17 protein-coding genes are annotated in these 17,851 nt (G+C 66.7%); 10 read left to right on the top strand and 7 right to left on the bottom strand.

All coding sequences use genetic code 11. The features are described from left to right. Positions 1-628: 628 nt before the first annotated feature. Positions 629-928 (bottom strand): type II toxin-antitoxin system VapB family antitoxin, encoded by a 300-nt coding sequence (locus tag CUJ89_RS18325; RefSeq protein ID WP_415859052.1) that lies wholly within the window; start codon positions 926-928, stop codon positions 629-631. Positions 929-1,030: 102 nt separating this feature from the next. Between CUJ89_RS18325 and CUJ89_RS18330 the strand changes: the two genes are divergently transcribed. After that, positions 1,031-1,582: a hypothetical protein gene (locus CUJ89_RS18330; RefSeq protein WP_114178862.1), complete on the top strand. Its 552-nt coding sequence runs from the start codon at positions 1,031-1,033 to the stop codon at positions 1,580-1,582. A 129-nt stretch (positions 1,583-1,711) separates the two neighbouring features. Here the strand turns inward: CUJ89_RS18330 and kdgD are convergent, their stop codons facing one another. After that, entirely contained in the window at positions 1,712-2,626 is a 915-nt protein-coding gene (kdgD, locus tag CUJ89_RS18335; protein WP_114178864.1) for a 5-dehydro-4-deoxyglucarate dehydratase, read from the bottom strand. Between the two features lie 230 nt (positions 2,627-2,856). Between kdgD and garD the strand changes: the two genes are divergently transcribed. Next, on the top strand, positions 2,857-4,410 hold the full coding sequence (gene garD, locus CUJ89_RS18340; protein ID WP_114178866.1) for a galactarate dehydratase: 1,554 nt from the start codon (positions 2,857-2,859) through the stop codon (positions 4,408-4,410). Between the two features lie 90 nt (positions 4,411-4,500). Here the strand turns inward: garD and CUJ89_RS18345 are convergent, their stop codons facing one another. Then, a complete protein-coding gene (locus tag CUJ89_RS18345; protein ID WP_114178868.1) occupies positions 4,501-4,983 on the bottom strand; it encodes an Lrp/AsnC family transcriptional regulator in 483 nt (160 codons plus the stop codon). A gap of 126 nt (positions 4,984-5,109) precedes the next feature. On the opposite strand from CUJ89_RS18345, the gene CUJ89_RS18350 reads away from it, so the two are divergent. The 5 genes from CUJ89_RS18350 (at position 5,110) to CUJ89_RS18370 (ending at position 9,476) form a co-directional block, all read left to right on the top strand. Beyond that, positions 5,110-6,252, top strand: a complete 1,143-nt coding sequence (locus CUJ89_RS18350; RefSeq protein ID WP_114178878.1) for a branched-chain amino acid ABC transporter substrate-binding protein — start codon at positions 5,110-5,112, stop codon at positions 6,250-6,252. Beyond that, positions 6,249-7,757, top strand: coding sequence for an aminotransferase class IV (locus CUJ89_RS18355; protein WP_114178880.1), 1,509 nt, complete (start codon positions 6,249-6,251; stop codon positions 7,755-7,757). Before CUJ89_RS18350 ends, CUJ89_RS18355 begins: the two co-directional genes overlap by 4 nt. Before the next feature lie 162 nt (positions 7,758-7,919). Beyond that, on the top strand, positions 7,920-8,312 hold the full coding sequence (locus CUJ89_RS18360; RefSeq protein WP_114178881.1) for a nuclear transport factor 2 family protein: 393 nt from the start codon (positions 7,920-7,922) through the stop codon (positions 8,310-8,312). 79 nt (positions 8,313-8,391) lie between these two features. After that, complete coding sequence (locus CUJ89_RS18365) at positions 8,392-8,847, top strand: RbsD/FucU family protein (RefSeq protein WP_114178882.1); 456 nt, start codon at positions 8,392-8,394, stop codon at positions 8,845-8,847. A gap of 191 nt (positions 8,848-9,038) precedes the next feature. Further along, positions 9,039-9,476 carry a DoxX family protein gene (locus tag CUJ89_RS18370; RefSeq protein ID WP_114178883.1) on the top strand — a complete coding sequence of 146 codons (438 nt, stop codon included), beginning with the start codon at positions 9,039-9,041 and terminating at the stop codon, positions 9,474-9,476. Between the two features lie 100 nt (positions 9,477-9,576). Here CUJ89_RS18370 and CUJ89_RS18375 read toward each other — a convergent pair whose 3' ends face one another. Together CUJ89_RS18375 and CUJ89_RS18380 are read right to left on the bottom strand one after the other, a co-directional pair. After that, positions 9,577-10,887 carry an MFS transporter gene (locus CUJ89_RS18375; RefSeq protein WP_114178884.1) on the bottom strand — a complete coding sequence of 437 codons (1,311 nt, stop codon included), beginning with the start codon at positions 10,885-10,887 and terminating at the stop codon, positions 9,577-9,579. A 308-nt stretch (positions 10,888-11,195) separates the two neighbouring features. Further along, entirely contained in the window at positions 11,196-12,332 is a 1,137-nt protein-coding gene (locus tag CUJ89_RS18380) for a branched-chain amino acid ABC transporter substrate-binding protein (RefSeq protein ID WP_114181437.1), read from the bottom strand. Positions 12,333-12,956: 624 nt separating this feature from the next. Between CUJ89_RS18380 and CUJ89_RS18390 the strand changes: the two genes are divergently transcribed. Continuing rightward, positions 12,957-13,751, top strand: coding sequence for an AraC family transcriptional regulator (locus CUJ89_RS18390; RefSeq protein WP_114178886.1), 795 nt, complete (start codon positions 12,957-12,959; stop codon positions 13,749-13,751). 79 nt (positions 13,752-13,830) lie between these two features. Here the strand turns inward: CUJ89_RS18390 and CUJ89_RS18395 are convergent, their stop codons facing one another. Continuing rightward, positions 13,831-14,094, bottom strand: a complete 264-nt coding sequence (locus CUJ89_RS18395; protein ID WP_006489463.1) for a hypothetical protein — start codon at positions 14,092-14,094, stop codon at positions 13,831-13,833. A gap of 287 nt (positions 14,095-14,381) precedes the next feature. Continuing rightward, a complete protein-coding gene (locus CUJ89_RS18400) occupies positions 14,382-16,274 on the bottom strand; it encodes a bifunctional sugar phosphate isomerase/epimerase/4-hydroxyphenylpyruvate dioxygenase family protein (RefSeq protein ID WP_114178887.1) in 1,893 nt (630 codons plus the stop codon). Between the two features lie 257 nt (positions 16,275-16,531). Between CUJ89_RS18400 and aroQ the strand changes: the two genes are divergently transcribed. Further along, positions 16,532-16,987 carry a type II 3-dehydroquinate dehydratase gene (gene aroQ / locus CUJ89_RS18405; protein WP_059528374.1) on the top strand — a complete coding sequence of 152 codons (456 nt, stop codon included), beginning with the start codon at positions 16,532-16,534 and terminating at the stop codon, positions 16,985-16,987. After that, complete coding sequence (locus tag CUJ89_RS18410) at positions 16,984-17,838, top strand: shikimate dehydrogenase (protein ID WP_114178888.1); 855 nt, start codon at positions 16,984-16,986, stop codon at positions 17,836-17,838. The genes aroQ and CUJ89_RS18410 overlap by 4 nt, the downstream gene beginning before the upstream one ends. The last annotated feature ends 13 nt before the right edge of the window (positions 17,839-17,851 follow it).

Raw genomic sequence — 17,851 nt, forward strand, 5'->3', positions numbered from 1 at the left:
ACCAGCATTCGCAAGAGGGGTCGATGGGGGCAAGGGTTTGCTGGCGTTCACTGAAATGCAGGATCGCGCTGGCAGGAGATCCGGAACCGGCTATGGGCCGTCTCATTCGGGAAGAGAGCCCCGGAACTGCCTCGGCATCAGTGCCCGTGTCGGACTCGTTCGGGCATTTGCAAGGCGCGTCGACGCTATCAGGACCCAAAGGTCGCTTCGACGTTCCTGCGGTCATCAACGCTGCATTAGCGACTTTGCTCGATAGCGCTCGACGCGCGACGTTGCTCTCGGTGGCAAAGGATCGAAACGACGCGAGCTTGGCAAGCGTCGCACAAATGCCTGTGACTGCCCGCGCAAACGAAATCGCCAGCGGGATGCGGCGTTGACGCGTTGTTAAGCACGCAAGCAGCATCGTTCTCGACAAGCAGTGATTCAGCTTCCTAGGCTTCGGCAGTTCCACCTCGAAAGCGGCCATAGCTTGGTGTTCATCTGGAATGGCCGGCTCGGTCGGCAAGCGACGTCCACGGAAACCTGCGAATTACTTTTTCCATGGCAAGACAACTGCGTGAAGTCACGTAGCACACACAGTTGGATGCCGCACCCCAAGTCCGCAGGTGGTCGATCCAAACGGAAGTACCTATAAGAACCATCCGGGCTCCAATCGGTCGCGCGGAACGGCGCCGATACCGGGGTCGGTGCCGCCGAGCCGGGTGAGCCGCCGCGCACTTTCGCGCTCAATCTGCGAGCTCAGCGCCTCTCTGACCCGCGCCGACGTTTCGGCAATGCCAGTCAATTGCTGCGCTTTGGCAAGCAATGCATTGTCTATGGATAAGGTTATGCGCACGATGTGCTCTGGAGACGCGGGCGCATCGATTTTGCCGTCAATCGATGCCGGTATCGACTCCCATATCAACCGCGACGCGCGTCGTCGCCCCATCTTCCCCGTCCCCCGAATTTCTCCTACAGTAGCGAAGCCTCGGACCGCCCGGTCCGCAGGCGAGCCTGAGAGACCGACAAAAGACCAAAGAGGAACCCTCCGATGAACATCAACAAGCGCGGCGATCACCTGTTCGCGGCCGGATTGTGGAAAGCGATCGGCGACGTCGCGAAATCCGTCCGCACCCAGATCGGCCAATACAGCGAAGGGCGCGTGCTCGCGAATGCACTGCTGGAATTCCAGCGCGACCTGGGCGGCAGCGAATTCGACTTGACCATCAACCAGGGGCGGCTCGTCACGGGCGCCGACGCGCATTCGCTCATGTTCGGGCAGGCCGTTCGCCGTTTCCGGCAGGACATGGAAGCGCTGGTGTTCGCGCTCCAGTACCGGCGCAGCATCGATGAACGCGACCAGAGCCTGCGCGCCGAAGCGCTGACGCAAGCGAACAGCCAGCTTGCGACCGCGAAGCAGTCGGCGACGATCACGATCGGCCGGTTCTTCGATGCGGTCGTCGACCGCGACGTGCTCGGACAGATTCTCGACGGCGAATCGAATACCCGCGCGCGTACGGGCGCGCAGGGTCAGATCGAGATGACGCGGGTCAAGCTGGGGAACGTGCGCCACCGGATCGTCGGGATCATCGCGCAGATGTAACGGCGACGGCACGCATCGCGGCGGATGCGCGCGTCATGGCGGAAACAAACGGTCGCGGCCGGCGAGAGCCGGCCGCGACGCAAACTGCCGGCCGCGGCGCCGATGAAGCCCCGCGCCGGCCGCGCCCGCTTACTGCGGGCCCATCTTCTTGATCAGCACGTCGAGCTGCGCGATTTCGTCGTCGTTGAGGTCGACGAGCGGCGCGCGCACGGGGCCTGCATCGTGGCCGACCAGCTTCGCGCCTGCCTTCACGATGCTGACCGCATAGCCCGCGCGGCGATTGCGGATCTTCAGGTAAGGCAGGAAGAAATCGTCGATCAGGCGGCCGACCGTTGCGTGGTCGTCCTTCGCGATCGCTTCGTAGAAGTCCATCGCCGTCTTCGGAATGAAGTTGAACACGGCCGACGAGTACACCGGCACGCCAAGCGCCTTGTACGCGGCGGCGTAGACTTCGGCCGTCGGCAGGCCGCCGAGGTACGCGAAACGGTCGCCGAGGCGGCGGCGGATCGTGACCATGCTCTCGATTTCGCCGACGCCGTCCTTGAAGCCGATCAGGTTCGGGCAACGGTCGGCGAGGCGCTCGAGCATGTCGGCGTCCAGCTTCGAATTCGCGCGGTTGTACACCACGACGCCGATCTTCAGGGAGCGGCACACCTGCTCGACGTGGTCCGCGATCCCTTCCTGGCTCGCTTCGGTCAGGTAGTGCGGCATCAGCAGCACGCCGCTCGCGCCGAGGCGCTCGGCTTCCTGCGCATATTCGATCGCGACGCGCGTCGCACCGCCCGCGCCGGCGAGGATCGGCACCTTGCCCTTGCAGGTTTCCGTCGCGACGCGGATCACGTCCGAATACTCGCGCTGCGTGAGCGAGAAGAATTCACCGGTGCCGCCGGCCGCGAACAGCGCGCTCGCGCCATACGGCGCGAGCCATTCCAGGCGCTCGGCATAGGTGGTCGGGCGGAAGCTGCCGTCGGCGTCGAAATCCGTCAGCGGAAACGACAGCAGGCCGTGGGAGATGATCTGTTTGAGTTCTTGCGGTGAAGTCATGGTTGGGGTCGTCCGTCTAGCGCGAGTGCTGGGTTCGTCGGGAACGGCATACGTGCCACATTGGCGATGTCGTTGTATGTCATCGTACAACGAGGGGAAGGGTGACGCAAGCGGTTTGCTGGCCGTTCAATGGTAGGGTCTTTCCGAGTAAGGGTTTACGCAGCATCGCCGGTTAGGGTTGAATGTCGTATGATGACTAACAATGTGACCGGCCGTTTCCAGGAATTCCAATGACTGCTTCCCCTCTCTACATCCGCGTGCATCCGGACGACAACGTCGCGATCGTCGTCAACGACGGCGGGCTGCCCGAGGGCGCGACGTTCGCCGACGGGCTGACGCTGTGCGAAGGCGTGCCGCAGGGGCACAAGGTCGCGCTTGCCGACCTTGCGGCCGGCGACCCGATCGTCCGCTACAACGTGGTGATCGGCTATGCGCTGGCCGACCTGCGGCGCGGCAGCTGGGTGAACGAGCGCACGATGCGCATGCCCGAGCCGCCGGGGCTCGACGACCTGCCGCTCGCGACGCGCGCCGCGCCGTCGCTGCCGCCGCTCGAAGGTTATACGTTCGAGGGCTTCCGTAATGCCGACGGGTCGGTCGGCACGCGCAACATCCTCGCGATCACGACGACCGTGCAGTGCGTGTCGGGCGTCGTCGAGCATGCGGTGCAGCGAATCAAGACCGAGCTGCTGCCGCGCTACCCGAACGTCGACGACGTGGTCGGGCTCGAGCACACGTACGGTTGCGGCGTCGCGATCGACGCGCCCGACGCCGACATCCCGATCCGCACGCTGCGCAACATCAGCCTGAATCCGAACTTCGGCGGCGAGGTGATGACCGTGAGCCTCGGCTGCGAGAAGCTGCAGCCCGAGCGCCTGCTGCCGCCCGGCGTGATTCCGGTGACCGCCGACGGCGCGACCGACAACGGCGGCGTCGTCTGCCTGCAGGACGCCGCGCACGTCGGCTTCAACTCGATGATCGACTCGATCATGACGATGGCCGAATCGCATCTCGAGCGGCTGAACCGCCGCCGCCGCGAGACGTGCCCCGCGTCGGATCTCGTCGTCGGCGTGCAGTGCGGCGGCAGCGACGCGTTCTCGGGGCTTACCGCGAATCCGGCCGTCGGCTTCGCGGCCGACCTGCTGGTGCGCGCGGGCGCGACGATCATGTTCTCCGAGGTGACGGAAGTGCGCGACGGCGTCGCGCAGCTCACGTCGCGCGCGGCGAACGAGGAGGTTGCACGCGAGATCATCCGCGAGATGGACTGGTACGACCGCTACCTGCAGCGTGGCCGCGTCGACCGCAGCGCGAACACGACGCCCGGCAACAAGAAGGGCGGGCTGTCGAACATCGTCGAGAAGGCGATGGGGTCGATCGTGAAGTCGGGCAGCGCGCCGATCGCCGGCGTGGTGCGTCCCGGCGATCGCGCGCGGCAGAAGGGGCTGCTGTATGCGGCGACGCCCGCGAGCGATTTCATCTGCGGCACGCTGCAACTCGCGGCGGGGATGAACCTGCACGTGTTCACGACCGGCCGCGGCACGCCGTACGGCCTCGCGCAGGTGCCGGTCATCAAGGTCGCGACGCGCAGCGATCTCGCGCGCCGCTGGCACGACCTGATGGATCTCGACGCGGGGCAGATCGCGACCGGCGCGGCCACGATCGAGGATACGGGCTGGGAACTGTTCCGGCTGATGCTCGATGTCGCGAGCGGCAAGCGCCGCACGTGGGCCGAGCAATGGAAGCTCGCGAATGCGCTGACGCTGTTCAATCCGGCGCCGGTGACCTGACGCGCGCCGCCGATCCGATCGGCGAAGCAAGCAAACGGGCGCCTGGGGGCGCCCGTTTGCGTTGCGGCCTCCGTAGCGGGATGTTTGTCGTCATTCGATCCCGAGCGGCAGCGACATCCCTGCCTTGACCCGCGACATCACCACCATCGTTTCGAAGTGGCGGATGTTGTGGTGCTGCCGGAAGACGCGCGTGGAAAATTCCTCGTAATGGTCGATGTCGCGCATCGAGATCATCAGCACGAAATCCGCGCGCCCCGTTACCACGTAACACTGCATCACTTCCGGCAGCGACTTGAGAAACCGCTTGAATTCGTCAAGCAAGTCCACCCGTTCGCGTTCGACCTGCACGAGCACGAGCATCGTCAGCGGGAGCCCGACCTTGTTCGGATCGACGATCGACACGTCCTGCTGGATGTAGCGCTCGTCGCGCAGCCGCTTCACACGGCGCAGGCAGGCGGGCGGGCTGAGCCCGATCTCGGCGGCGAGCGACTGGTTGCTGATCTGGTTGTCCTGCTGGAGGCGGGCGAGGATCCGGCGATCGTAATCGTCGAGCGGCGCGTCGGTGGCGTTCATGGGATTTCTTCCGGGACGAAAAAACGAAATAAATTCACGAATCGGGCCACGAGATGTTTATCGGATTTCGCGACGCCTGCCGATAATCGTAGCATCCGTCAACGATGATGCCGCGAGGAAAACACCATGCGCTCCCGACGTTTGCTACAGGCCCTTGCGCCGCTTCTGCTGGCATGTTTGCCGGTGTTTCCCGCGTTCGGCGCGGATACGATCGTCGTCGGTTACGCGGGTGCGCTCACCGGCGCGCAGGCGCATTTCGGCGAGGACAGCGCGCGGGGCATCCGCCTCGCGATCGACGAAATCAACGCGGGCCATCCGAGCGTCGCGGGGCGACCCGTCACGTTCGTGCTCGACGCGCAGGACGATCAGGCCGACCCTAAGGTCGCGACGACCGTCGCGCAGCGCTTCGTCGACACGCGCGTCAGTGCCGTGATCGGCCACCAGAATTCGGGGACCTCGATCGCCGTCGCGCGGCTCTATGCGTCGGCGAACATCGCCGAACTGACGCCATCCGCGACCAACCCGGCGTTGACGCACCTCGGCTACCGCACGACGTTCCGCCTGCTCGCGAACGACGATTTCCTGGGGCAGGCAGTCGCCCGCTATGCGGTCGACCGGCTGCATGTGCGTCGCGTCGGCGTGGTCGACGACCGGACGGCCTACGGGCAGGGCATCGCGGACGTGTTCGTCGACGGGGTCGGCAAGGCGGGCGCGACGGTCGTCGCACGCGAATACACGACCGACAAGGCGTTCGACTTTGGCGCGCCGCTGACGCTGATCAAGGGCAAGACGCCCGATGCGATCTTCTTCGGCGGCATGGATACGCAGGGCGGGCCGATGTTGAAGCAGATGAAGAAGTACCGGATCGTCGTGCCGCTCCTCGGCGGCGACGGCCTGTGCACGCAGGAGATCACGAAACTGGCCGGCGACGCGCTCGACGGCCACCTGATCTGCGCCGACGGCGGCCGCAGCCTTGCGAAGATGCCGGGCGGTCCCGCGTTTTCAGCGCGTTTCGCGCAGAAGTACGGCGCGCCCGTGCAGCTCTACGCGCCCTATGCGTACGACGCGATGATGGCGGTCTACCATGCGGTGATGCTCGCGCAGTCGACCGATCCCGCGAAGATCGTCGACGCGCTGCATCGGGTCGACTTCCAGGGCGTGACGGGCCGGATCGCGTTCGACGCAACCGGCGAGCTGCGCAATCCGGCCGCAACGATTTCGACGTTCAAAGGAGGCAGCAAGGTGGCTTTGTCGGAGGTGGTCGAGTGAATACGCAAATTCTTCCCGTGGGCACCGCATCGCTGCGCGACGTCGCGCAGCCGGTCGGCGATCTCGACGATCCCGCGGTGCACGAAGCGGCGAGCGCACTGGGCGCCGCATTGCGCGCGTTTCGCGACGCGCATGGCTTCGGCCGTGCGGTCGCGGCGCCGCAGATCGGCATCGGGCAGCGGATGATCGCGCTCGCGCTGGCCGGCTGGCCGGGCGTGATCGTGAACCCCGAGATCGTGTGGCGCAGCGATGCGCGCATGACGCTGTGGGACGACTGCATGTGCTTTCCAGACCTGCTCGTGCGCGTCGAGCGCCACGCGTCGGTGAGCGTGCGCTACATGACGCTCGACGGCACATCGCATCTGCGGGAGGCGCTGTCGCCCGACGTGTCGGAGTTGCTGCAGCATGAAATCGATCATCTCGACGGCAAGCTGTCGTTCGACCGCGTGGCCGGGCCGAACGCGATCGTGCATCGCAGCGCGTTCGACGCCGCGCGCGCGTCGTTCGTCGCGCAGGTCGATTACGCGCCGAACGCCGCCCCGCATGTTCCCGAGGAGAAGGGCATGGCCCCGCACGGCGTCTCGTCCGTCGAAGCGCCCGCGTTTCCGCCTGGCGCCGCGTACCTGAACGGCCGTTTCGTGCCGATCGCCGACGCGCGCGTGTCGGTGCTCGACTGGGGTTTCCTGCACTCCGACGCCACGTACGACACCGTGCACGTGTGGAACGGCCGCTTCTTCAGGCTCGACCTGCACATCGCGCGGTTCCGGCGCTCGCTGGCCCGGCTGCGATTGAACGTGCCGCTGGGCGACGAGGCGCTGCGCGACATCCTCGTCGAATGCGTGCGCCGCTCGGGCTTGCGCCATGCGTACGTCGAGATGCTGTGCACGCGCGGTGCGTCGCCGACCTTCAGCCGCGACCCGCGCGACGCCGTGAACCAGTTCATCGCGTTCGCGGTGCCGTACGGCTCGGTCGCGAACGAGCGGCAACTGCGCGAAGGCCTGCATCTGCATCTGGTCGACGTGCAGCGAATTCCGCCCGATTCGATCGATCCGCAGGTCAAGAACTACCATTGGCTCGACCTCGTCACGGGTTTGTTGAAGGGCTACGACGCCGGCGCGGAATCGGTCGTGCTGAGGGGCGCGGACGGCGGCATTGCCGAGGGACCGGGGTTCAATGTCTTCGTCGTGCGCGACGGCCGGCTGTACACGCCCGAGCGCGGCGTGCTGCACGGCATCACGCGGCAGACCGTGTTCGATCTCGCCGACGCGATGGGCATCGCCGCACACGCGGCGCGCGTCGACGATGCGCAGCTACGCGATGCGGACGAGGTGTTCATTACGTCGACGGCGGGCGGGATCATGCCCGTCACGCGGCTGGACGGGCAGGCGATCGGCGACGGCAAGCCGGGCACGGTCACGCGCCGGCTGTTCGACGCTTACTGGGCGAAGCACGAGGATCCGGCGTGGACGCTGGCGGTCGACTATGCGGCGCGCGAGATGCCGTGACAACGCGCGAAGCAACGCGGCGGCACGCGGCCGCCGCCGCGAATTCCTTACCTCGCACGTAATCGACCGCCTGCGCGAGGCCGGCGAAGATGACTGCACGCGAATCGGAAACACGAAACCTTCGCGGCATCGTCCTTCCTTCATCGACACCAGGAGCCTCGCATGAACACCGCCCAATCCGCGCCGTCCGCTCACACCGACCTGATCGACCGCTACTTCGACGCATGGAACGAACCCGATGTCGCGCGCCGGCGCGCGCTGATCGACGCGACCTACGCGAGCGACGCGGCCTATCGCGATCCGCTGATGGCCGGCGATGGCCATGCGGGCATCGACACGATGATCGCGGCCGTGCAGGAACGCTTCCCCGCGTACCGCTTCCGCCGCACGACCGACGTCGACGCGTTCGGCCAGCACCTGCGCTTCTCGTGGGCGCTCGTGTCGCCCGACGGCGCGGCAATCGTGAAGGGTTCGGACTTCGGCACCGTCGACACGTCGGGCCGTCTCGCGTCGATCACGGGTTTCATCGACGAAATGCCGGCCGCCGCGTCGTGACGCGAGCGATGCACGCCCGGCGGCGCCCGGGATCGGGTAACGTTATGCGGTTCGTTCCTGATCCCGGAGACTAGCCGACATGCTGAAGAATCTCGACCCGCTGTTGCACGCCGACATCCTGCACGCGCTGCGCGCGATGGGCCACGGTGACGAAATCGCGATCTGCGACGCGAATTTCCCGGCCGAATCCGTGGCGGAGCACACGGTGGTCGGCCGCGCGCTGCGGATCGACGGCGCCGATTCGGCGCGCGTCGCGCGCGCGGTGCTGTCGGTGCTGCCGCTCGACACGTTCGTCGACACGCCCGCGTGGCGGATGGAAGTCGTCGGCGACGCGGCGGCGGTGCCGCCCGTGCAGCGCGAGGTGCAGGCCGAGATCGACCGTGCGGAAGGGCGCGCGGTGCCGCTCGCGGGCATCGACCGTTTCGCGTTCTACGAGCGCGCGCAGCAGGCTTACGCGGTGATCGTCACCGGCGAGCTGCGCGGCTACGGCTGTTTCCTCTTCAAGAAAGGCGTGCTGTTGAGCGACGCGGGCTAAACACGCCCGGTTGTTCCGCCGCGGCTGCGGCCGCGAGCGTCCCGTCGTGTAAAGTTTTGCTACAGCCCTTGGACCCGGCCGCGAGACCCTCTATGCTGGCGCATTTGCCGCGGGCCCCGCAAGGCCGCGCGGCCACGAGCCGCATGGGAACGCCCCGTGCGGCCGGCCGAATTGCATACGAGGAGAGAGGCATGACGCGTTCCGTCGATTCCGGCGTCATTTTTTTCGCGCGCCTGGCGCTGGCGGCGTTGTTCTTGTGGGGCGGCGTGATGAAGCTGCTCGGCTACGGCGATTTCGTCGGCTATCTGCATGGGCTGAACGTGCCGTATCCGCAGGTCGTCGCGCCGGTCGTCGTCGCGATCGAGGGGCTCGGCGGCCTGCTGCTGATCGTCGGCTACAAGGTGAAGCCGCTCGCGCTGCTGATGGCGTTCTATACGATCGCGACCGCGATGGTCGGGCACAATTTCTGGGACGCGACGAGCGCCGCGGTCCAGCATGACATGGTGATCCACTTCTGGAAGAACGTCGCGATCGCCGGCGGCTTCCTGCTGCTGTTCGTTACCGGCGCCGGCGGTGCGAGCATCGACGGCCTGCGCCGGCCGAGTTCGTCGTACGGCAGCCTGCGCTGACCATACGCGCGCCGCTGCGCTGAAGCAAAACGAAAGGGCCGAATCCCGCATTTCGCGGGATTCGGCCCTTTGTTCATGGAACGGGCGCGCGCGCCGGCGTTCAGCGCGTGTCCTTCACGTCCTTCGCATCCTTCGAGAACTGCACGGCGATCGCGCCGAGCACGCAGATCGCCGCGACATACACGACCGGTGCAAGCGGATTCGACTTCATCATCAGCGACACGATCACCGGCGTGAGGCCGCCGAAGATCGCATAGGCGACGTTGTACGAGAACGAGATGCCCGAGAAGCGCACCACGGCAGGAAAGCTCCTGACCATCACGAACGGCACCGCGCCGATCGTGCCGACCATGAAGCCCGCGATTCCGTAGTAGAGCGGCAGCGTCGACGTGTCGGCCGCGACCTGCACGAACAGCAGGTAGTAGCACGCGGCCAGCCCGAGGCCGCCGATGCCGAGCACGCGCTTCGCGCCGATCCGGCCTGCGAGCGAACCCGCGGTGATGCAGCCGGCCGTCAGGCACAGCGTCGCGACGCTGTTCGCGAACAGCGTCGTCGCGGGCGTCAGGTGGAACTGCTTCTGCAGCAGCGCGGGCGTCATCAGGATCACGACGACGATCGCGGCCGACAGCATCCACGTGAGCAGCATCGACACGATCACCGCGCGGCCGTGGTCGCGCAGCACGGCCTTCAGCGGAATCTCGGCCGCGAGCGCCTTCTTTGCCTTCATCTCGGCGAACACCGGCGTTTCGTGCAGCCAGCGGCGCAGGTACACGGAGAACAGCCCGAACACACCACCGAGCAGGAACGGAATGCGCCACGCGAACGCGGTGACTTCGGCGCCCGAGTAGCGGCTGTTGATGCCCGCGGCGACGAGCGAGCCGAGCAGGATGCCGGCCGTCAGGCCCGCGGTCAGCGTGCCGCATGCATAGCCGATGTGGCGCGACGGCACATGCTCGGACACGAACACCCACGCGCCCGGCACTTCGCCGCCGACCGCCGCGCCCTGCAGCACGCGGAACAGCAGCAGCAGCACCGGCGCGAGGATGCCGATCGAATCGTAGGTCGGCAGCAGGCCCATCAGCAGGGTCGGCACGGACATCATCAGCACGCTCAGCGTGAACATCCGCTTGCGGCCGAACAGGTCGCCGAAGTGCGCCATGATCACGCCGCCGAGCGGGCGCGCGAGATAGCCGGCCGCGAAGATGCCGAACGTCTGCAACTGGCGCAACCAGTCGGGAATGTCGTGCGGGAAGAACAGCTGTCCTATCGCCGGTGCGAAGAACACGAAGATGATGAAGTCGTAGAACTCGAGAGCGCCGCCGAGTGCGGCAAGGCCAAGGGTTTTGTAGTCGCTGCGCGTGAGCGCGCGTTCGGCGGCGCGAGGCACGCCGCTCAATTCGGAAGCTTGCATGGTCAGGACGATCGGTTTTCGAATGTTGTTGTCGGTGCTGCGTCTCCAGGGCCCGCTATTGGCATGGACCCAGGGCATGCGTCGTCGACCGCGTGCCGAGTGCCGGATAGGGCACGGAACACGCACCACCGCACCGGGATGGGGCGCGGCGGAGACGAAGCGTCAAAGCGGGTGGGAGGATTCTACAGGAGCGCGAAATGCGCGAGCGCGGGTGTGCGCCGAGGAAAGCTTCGGGCCGTGAGGCCGAAGCGCGCGGCGCGGGCGGCCGGTGAGCCGCTTGCGCGCCGCGCGGGGCAGGGTCTCGCGTATCAGTTGCCGGCGATCGTATCGACCGGCTTGAACGCGCCGTGCTCGACCTTGTAGATCGTCACCGGCGCATCCTTCAGGTCGCCCTTCGTGTCGTACGCGATGCTGGGGGCCGACACGCCCTTGATCGACACCTTGCCGAGATACGGCGTATAGACCTTCGGGTCGGTCGAGTTCGCGTCCTTCATCGCGGTGAGCAGCGCGATCGTGCCGTCATACGAGTACGGAGAATAGGTGATCACGTCTTCGTTGAAGCGCGCCTTGTAGCGTGCCGCGTAGCCGGCGAAGCCCGGCATTTTTTCCTTCGGCAGCCCGCCCATGTAGACGATCGCGCCTTCGGCCGCTTCGCCGCCGACCTTCAGGAACGTCGGCGAGCGCGACATCTCGCCCGTCACGAACGCCGATTTCATCCCGAGCTGGCGCATCTTGCGGATCATCGGCGACGATTGCGCGTCGCCGCCGCCGTAGAAGATCGCGTCGGGATTGACGCCTTTCAGGTTGGTCAGGATCGCGGAGAAGTCGAGCGCCTTGTCGTTCGTGAAGTCGCGCTTGACGATCGTGCCGCCCGCCGCCTCCACGGCCTTCGCGAATTCGTCGGCGATGCCCTGGCCGTAGGCCGTGCGGTCGTCGATGATCGCGATGCGCTTGAAGCGCAGCGTCTTCACCGCGTACATGCCGACGATGCGGCCCGCTTGCGCGTCGCTCGTCAGCAACCGGTAGGTCGTCTTGTAGCCGCGCGCCGTATATTGCGGCGACGTCGCCATCGAGATCTGCGGCAGCCCCGCGCGATCGTACAGGTCGGATGCCGGAATGCTCGTGCCCGAGTTGAAGTGGCCGATGACCCCGCGGACGTTGTCGTCGATCAGCCGCTGCGCCACGGTCGTGCCCGTGCGCGGATCGGCCTGGTCGTCCTGCGAGTCGAGCTGGAACGTGACGGGCTTGCCGCCGATCGTCGGACGCGTCGCGTTGAAATCGGCGATCGCGAGTTGCACGCCCTTCTGCATGTCCGTGCCGTAGTTCGATTGCGGGCCGGTCAGCGGTGCGGCGAAACCGATCTTGACGACGTCGGCGGCGATGGCGTGCGCGCCCGACAGTGCGCAGGCAGCGGCCAGCGCGACGTGCGATACCTTCAGCTTCACTTTCACTTCCCCTTGATGGCGTGGTTGGGCCGCCGCCGGCTTGCGGGCCGGCGACGGTAAACCGGGCGAGACGTATCGATCGGCAGGCCGATGCGAGGGCCGACCCTGCTCGCTGCGCGCTGCCCGGGCTGTGCCGGAATCGGCGTGCACAGCGGCGGATGCAGCGGGCCGTGTGCGCCGATTGCTGCAGCGGCGGGACATCGTCTCGTGACCGTGAAGCGAAGTCTAGATAGCGAAAATGCGCGCGTCTTGCGCGTTCGGTGCGCGGCCGGCGACGATATCGGCATATCGTCGATAACCCTGATATATGCTGAAATCGTCACGCCGAATGCGCAAACGCGCCAAGACGCGGCACGTCGGCATTTTTAGGATGGTGGATTCGGGTGCGCGTCGCCGGTGCATCGACGCGGTACGCCGGCAGCGGCGGAAGCCGGTTCGCAGCCGGCCGCGCACGCGCATCGCAGTGGTTGCGCGCACAACGTATATCGCTGGCCGATGGCGGCCGATCGGAATGCGCGGTGCGCCCGGTTGCCGCCCGCTTGCCTGCCCTGCGATCGGCGCGACGCGATTGCAGGGGCGCTCCTATAATCGACGCCATCTGCCACTCGCCTTGCGGTTGCCGGGATGACGACCTTGCTTGCCGTACCGCCCATGAGCCTGTCCGATACGTTGCGCCACCAGCCCGACAACGCCGATCTCGGCGCGATGCTCGTGCACTTCCGCCTGCTCGAACCGGTGTTCGATGCGCTGCCGGACGTCGCGTTCTTCGTGAAGGATGCGAACGGCCGCTACGCGCTCGTCAATCGCACGCTGGCAATGCGCTGCGGCTTCAAGGACAAGCGCGACCTGCTCGGCAAGACGGCCGACGAAGTGTTTCCGCGCCGCTTCGGCCGCAGCTATTTCGAGCAGGACATGGCGACGATCAACGCCGGCCAGCAACTGACGGACCAGCTCGAGCTGCACCTGTATCCGGGCCGCCAGCCGGGCTGGTGCCTGACCTGCAAGGAGCCGCTGCGCGACGCAGCGGGCCAGGTGGTCGGCCTCGCGGGCATCTCGCGCGACCTGAAGGCGCACGAGGGATCGCACCCGGCGTACAGCCGGCTCGCCGACGTGGTCCAGCACATCCAGGATCACTACGTGCAGCCGCTGAACCTGAAGCATCTTGCGCAGATGGCCGGGATGTCGGTCGCGCAGCTCGAACGCTACTTCCACAAGGTGTTCCACCTGACGCCGCGCCAGGTGCTGCTGAAGACGCGGCTCGATGCGGCCACCGCGCTGCTCGTCTCGCACGACAAGGTGACCGACGTCGCGGCGTTATGCGGCTATACGGATCACAGCGCGTTCACGCGTCAGTTCAAGGCGACGGTCGGCGTGACGCCGACGGAATACCGGTTGATGCTGCAGGAGCGGGCAGCGTGACAGGCCGGCCGGCGGAGCCGACGCGGCGAATGAACGGGGCAGGGCGTAAAACGGAAGGAACGCGCGGAACAGCGGCGGCTCAGCGGTAGCCGAGCCCTTTCAGGACGGCCGTGCCGTCTTCGGTCAACCGGAAGCTCGGTGCCGTATCGGGGTCGAGCTTGACCATCTCGACGAGGCCGGCTTCCTGCAATGCGGGCAATTCGGGTTTGGCGTTCGCGCCGATCGGTGCATGCAGCAGCACGAGCAGCGTGGCGATTTCATGATGGCTGAGCAGGCGGCGCAGCATCGTCTTCTTTGCAGGGGGCGCAGCCGGGCGGCCCGCGGGTGCTTCTACGGCGCTCATCGCTTTCCTCCTTTTCGAGATATCCATCGGGTACTGGTTGCGGATGGTGCCGATGAAGACTTAAGCGATTCTTAAAACCGTGGCTTGCGACGGGATGCTGCGCTGCGGTACGGGTTACCGCATGTAACGTCATACGGAGCGCGGCTCCCGGCCCGATCACGGCCAGCCGCGCGGGCTGGTGCGCAGCCGCGCGATTCACCGCGATGGTGCGCGCCGGATCCGGCCCTTTGCGCGGGCCGCGAGCCGCGATGCGACCCCGCCCCCAAACCCCGCTTCGCGTCCTTCCGTTATTTCCTGCGCTGCGCCTGCGCGGCGAGCCGCACGGCCGCGTTCGTCGCGCCGTAGCCGTCGTATCCGCCGCGCCGCTCGACGAGCTCGAGCGAGAAGCGGTTGTCGACCAGTTCCGTATAAGCGTGCAGGAATTCGCCGCCGTGCTCGTCGCGGTCGTACAGCAGGTGGTGCGCGCTCAGCGTGTCGATCAGTTCGTCCGGCAGCGCGTAGCGCGCGGCGAGATCGTCGTAGTAGTTGGGCGGAATGCGCAGGAACGGCACGCCGTCGGCCGCGAACGCGGCGATCGTTTTCACGATGTCGTCCGTGCGGAATGCGACGTGGTTCAGCCCCGTGCCGTGGTAGCGGTCGAGCGATTCGGCGACGGCCGTGTGACGGTCGACCGACGCGTTCAGCGCGATCCGCACCGAACCGTCGGCGCTGCGCACCGCGCGGCTGCGCATCAGCCCGTACGGGTCGGGCACGAGCCAGCTGCGTTCGGCCTCGAAGCCGAACGCCGTCTTGAAGAACAGGATCCACGTGTCGAGCGCGTCGGCCGGCAGTGCGAGGCACACATGGTCGATGCCCGTCAGCGGGCCGACTTCGCTCGGGCCGTCGATGTCGGTCAGCACGAAGTCCGATTCATACAGCGTCGGCGCGTTCGGCGCTTCGTCGACGAAATATTCGAGGCTGCCGTCCGGCGCCTGCACGCTCGGCAGCACGCGCTCGTTCGGCCCGACGCGCCCGGAGAACGGCGCGTAGCCGAAGCCGGCCGCGCGTTCGAATGCCACTTTCGCGTCGTCGACGCGGAACGCCGACGCGCACAGCGACAGCCCGTGCTGCTGGAAGAACGCATCGGCGAACGAGTCGCGCTCCGCGTTCAGCACGATCGACGCGGCGCCGTGCTGGAACAGCGTCACGTCCTTCGAGCGATGCCGGCCGGCGAGCCGGAAGCGCATCCGGCCGAGCCATTCGCCGACGGTCGCCGCCGCCTGGGCGTCGACCGCGAATTCGATGAACTGGAACCCGACGTGCGCGGGCGGCGCCGGCGGCGCGAACAGCGGCTGGCCGGCGGCCGGTGCGCGGCCGTCCTGCGCGAGCCGCTCGCGCGTCAGTTCTTCCAGATAGAGCAGCGAGCGATGGCCGTCGGCGGCCGTGATCGCGGTCGGCGCCGCGCGGAAGCCGTCGTTGAAGATCTCGAGCGACAGCGGTCCCGTATAACCCGACTCGATCACCCGAGCGGTGAAGCGCGCGAGGTCGAAGTCGCCCTGGCCCGGGAACGAGCGGTAGTGGCGGCTCCATTCGAGCACATCCATCGCGAGCTTCGGCGCATCGGCGATCTGCACGAACGCGATCCGGTCGCCGGGAATTGCGGCGATCGCATCCGGCGAATCGTCGAGCGACAGCGTGTGGAAGCTGTCGAGCGCGAGGCCGAGATGCGGGCTGTTCACGGCATTGACGAGCTGCCACGCATGGCCGTACCGGCTCACGACGCGGCCCCACGCGAGCGCTTCGTACGCGGCGACCACGCCGGCCTGCCGGGCGGCTTCGGCGAGCGCGCCGAGCTGGTCGACGAGCAGCCCGTCGTCCGCAATCGTATCGGCCGACACGTTGCTGCAGACCAGGATGCGGTCGGTGCCGAGCGCATGCATCACGTCGAACTTGCGCTTGATGCGATCGAGGTTGCGTGCGAGCTGTGCCGCGCTCACGCCCTCGAAGTCGCGAAACGGCTGGAACAGCACGATGTCGAGGCCGAGATCGGCGGCCATGCGCCGGACGTCGGCCGGCGATCCGTCGAAGTAGACGAGGTCGTTTTCGAAGATTTCGACGCCGTCGAAACCCGCGGCCTGGATGGCGGCGAGTTTCTCGGCGAGCGTGCCGGACAGTGACACGGTGGCGATCGAGCGCTTCATGGGCGAATCCTGCGGGTGAGCGGGGAATGACGTCGGTCGAACCGGCCCTGAATGAACCAGTCGTTGAGTTTCCGACGCACGCCATATCCCGAATTTACTGGGTAAGTGAGACGGATTATACAAACTAACTAGGTGGTACAAATTAGCGAAAACCCGAAAAGACAACCTGCTTGGGCGGGTGCACACTAGCGCCAAATCCCGATGTCATCGGGGCGGAGCCGGCCACGGTCCGCCCCTGTTTTAGGAGCAGAATCACCATGAGCAAGCACAAGGTGCTGGTGCTGAACGGCCCGAACCTGAATCTGCTGGGGACGCGCGAGCCCCATATCTACGGCGCGGAAACGCTCGCCGACGTCGAACAGCGCTGCCGCACGGCGGCGGAGGGACTCGGGCTGGAGATCGATTTCCGTCAGTCGAACGCCGAGCACCAACTGATCGACTGGCTGCATGCCGCGCGTCACGACACGCATGGCATCGTGATCAACCCGGCCGCCTATACGCATACGTCGGTGGCGCTGGCCGATGCGCTTTCCGCGATCGCGAAGCCGGTGATCGAAGTGCATATCTCGAACGTGCATCGCCGCGAGGCGTTCCGCCACCATTCCTATGTGTCGGCGGTTGCCGAAGCCGTGATCTGCGGCTGCGGCACCGAAGGCTACGTGTTCGCGCTGCAGCGTCTGTCGACCCTGTTTGCGCAGGGAGCCGCGCGATGAGCCGCCCGTCGTTTCTGATCGGCCTGATCGGCCAGGGCATCGGCGGTTCGCTGTCGCCCGCGATGCACGAGGAAGAAGGATTCCGCCAGGGATTCGGCTACGTCTACCGGCGTATCGATCTCGATGCGCTCGGCCTGACCGTCGACGCGCTGCCGCAATTGCTCGCGGCAGCCGAGCAGATGGGCTACACGGGCCTGAACATCACGCATCCGTGCAAGCAGCGCGTGATCGAACACCTCGACGCGCTGTCGGACGACGCCCGCGCGCTCGGCGCAGTGAACACCGTGCTGTTCAAGGACGGCAAGCGGATCGGCCACAACACCGACTGGTCGGGCTTCGCGAAATCGTTCCGGCGCGGGCTGCCCGATGCGTCGCTCGAACGCGTCGTCCAGCTCGGCGCGGGCGGCGCGGGCGCGGCCGTCGCACATGCGGCGCTGCAGATGGGCGCGGCCGAACTGACGATTTTCGATGTCGACGGCACGCGTGCCGCCGCGCTCGCGGCCGAACTGCAGCAGCGCTTTCCCGCGGCACGGGTCGTGCAGGGCGGCGATCTCGCGGCTGCGATGCGCGCCGCGACGGGCCTGATCCACGCGACGCCGACCGGCATGGTCAAGCACCCGGGCCTGCCGCTGCCGGCCGAACTGCTCCACGCGGGCATGTGGGTGGCCGACATCGTGTATTTCCCCCTTGAAACCGAACTGATCCACGCCGCGCGCGCGGCCGGCTGCGCCACGCTGCCGGGCGGCGGGATGGCCGTCTACCAGGCCGTCGACGCGTTCGAGATCTTCACCGGACGCACGCCCGACGCCGAGCGGATGTTCGATCACTTTCAGTCGCTCGTCGGGCGCTGACCTTTTTCAGACA

Source organism: Burkholderia pyrrocinia (genome assembly GCF_003330765.1).
GTDB classification, from domain to species: Bacteria; Pseudomonadota; Gammaproteobacteria; order Burkholderiales; family Burkholderiaceae; genus Burkholderia; species Burkholderia pyrrocinia_B.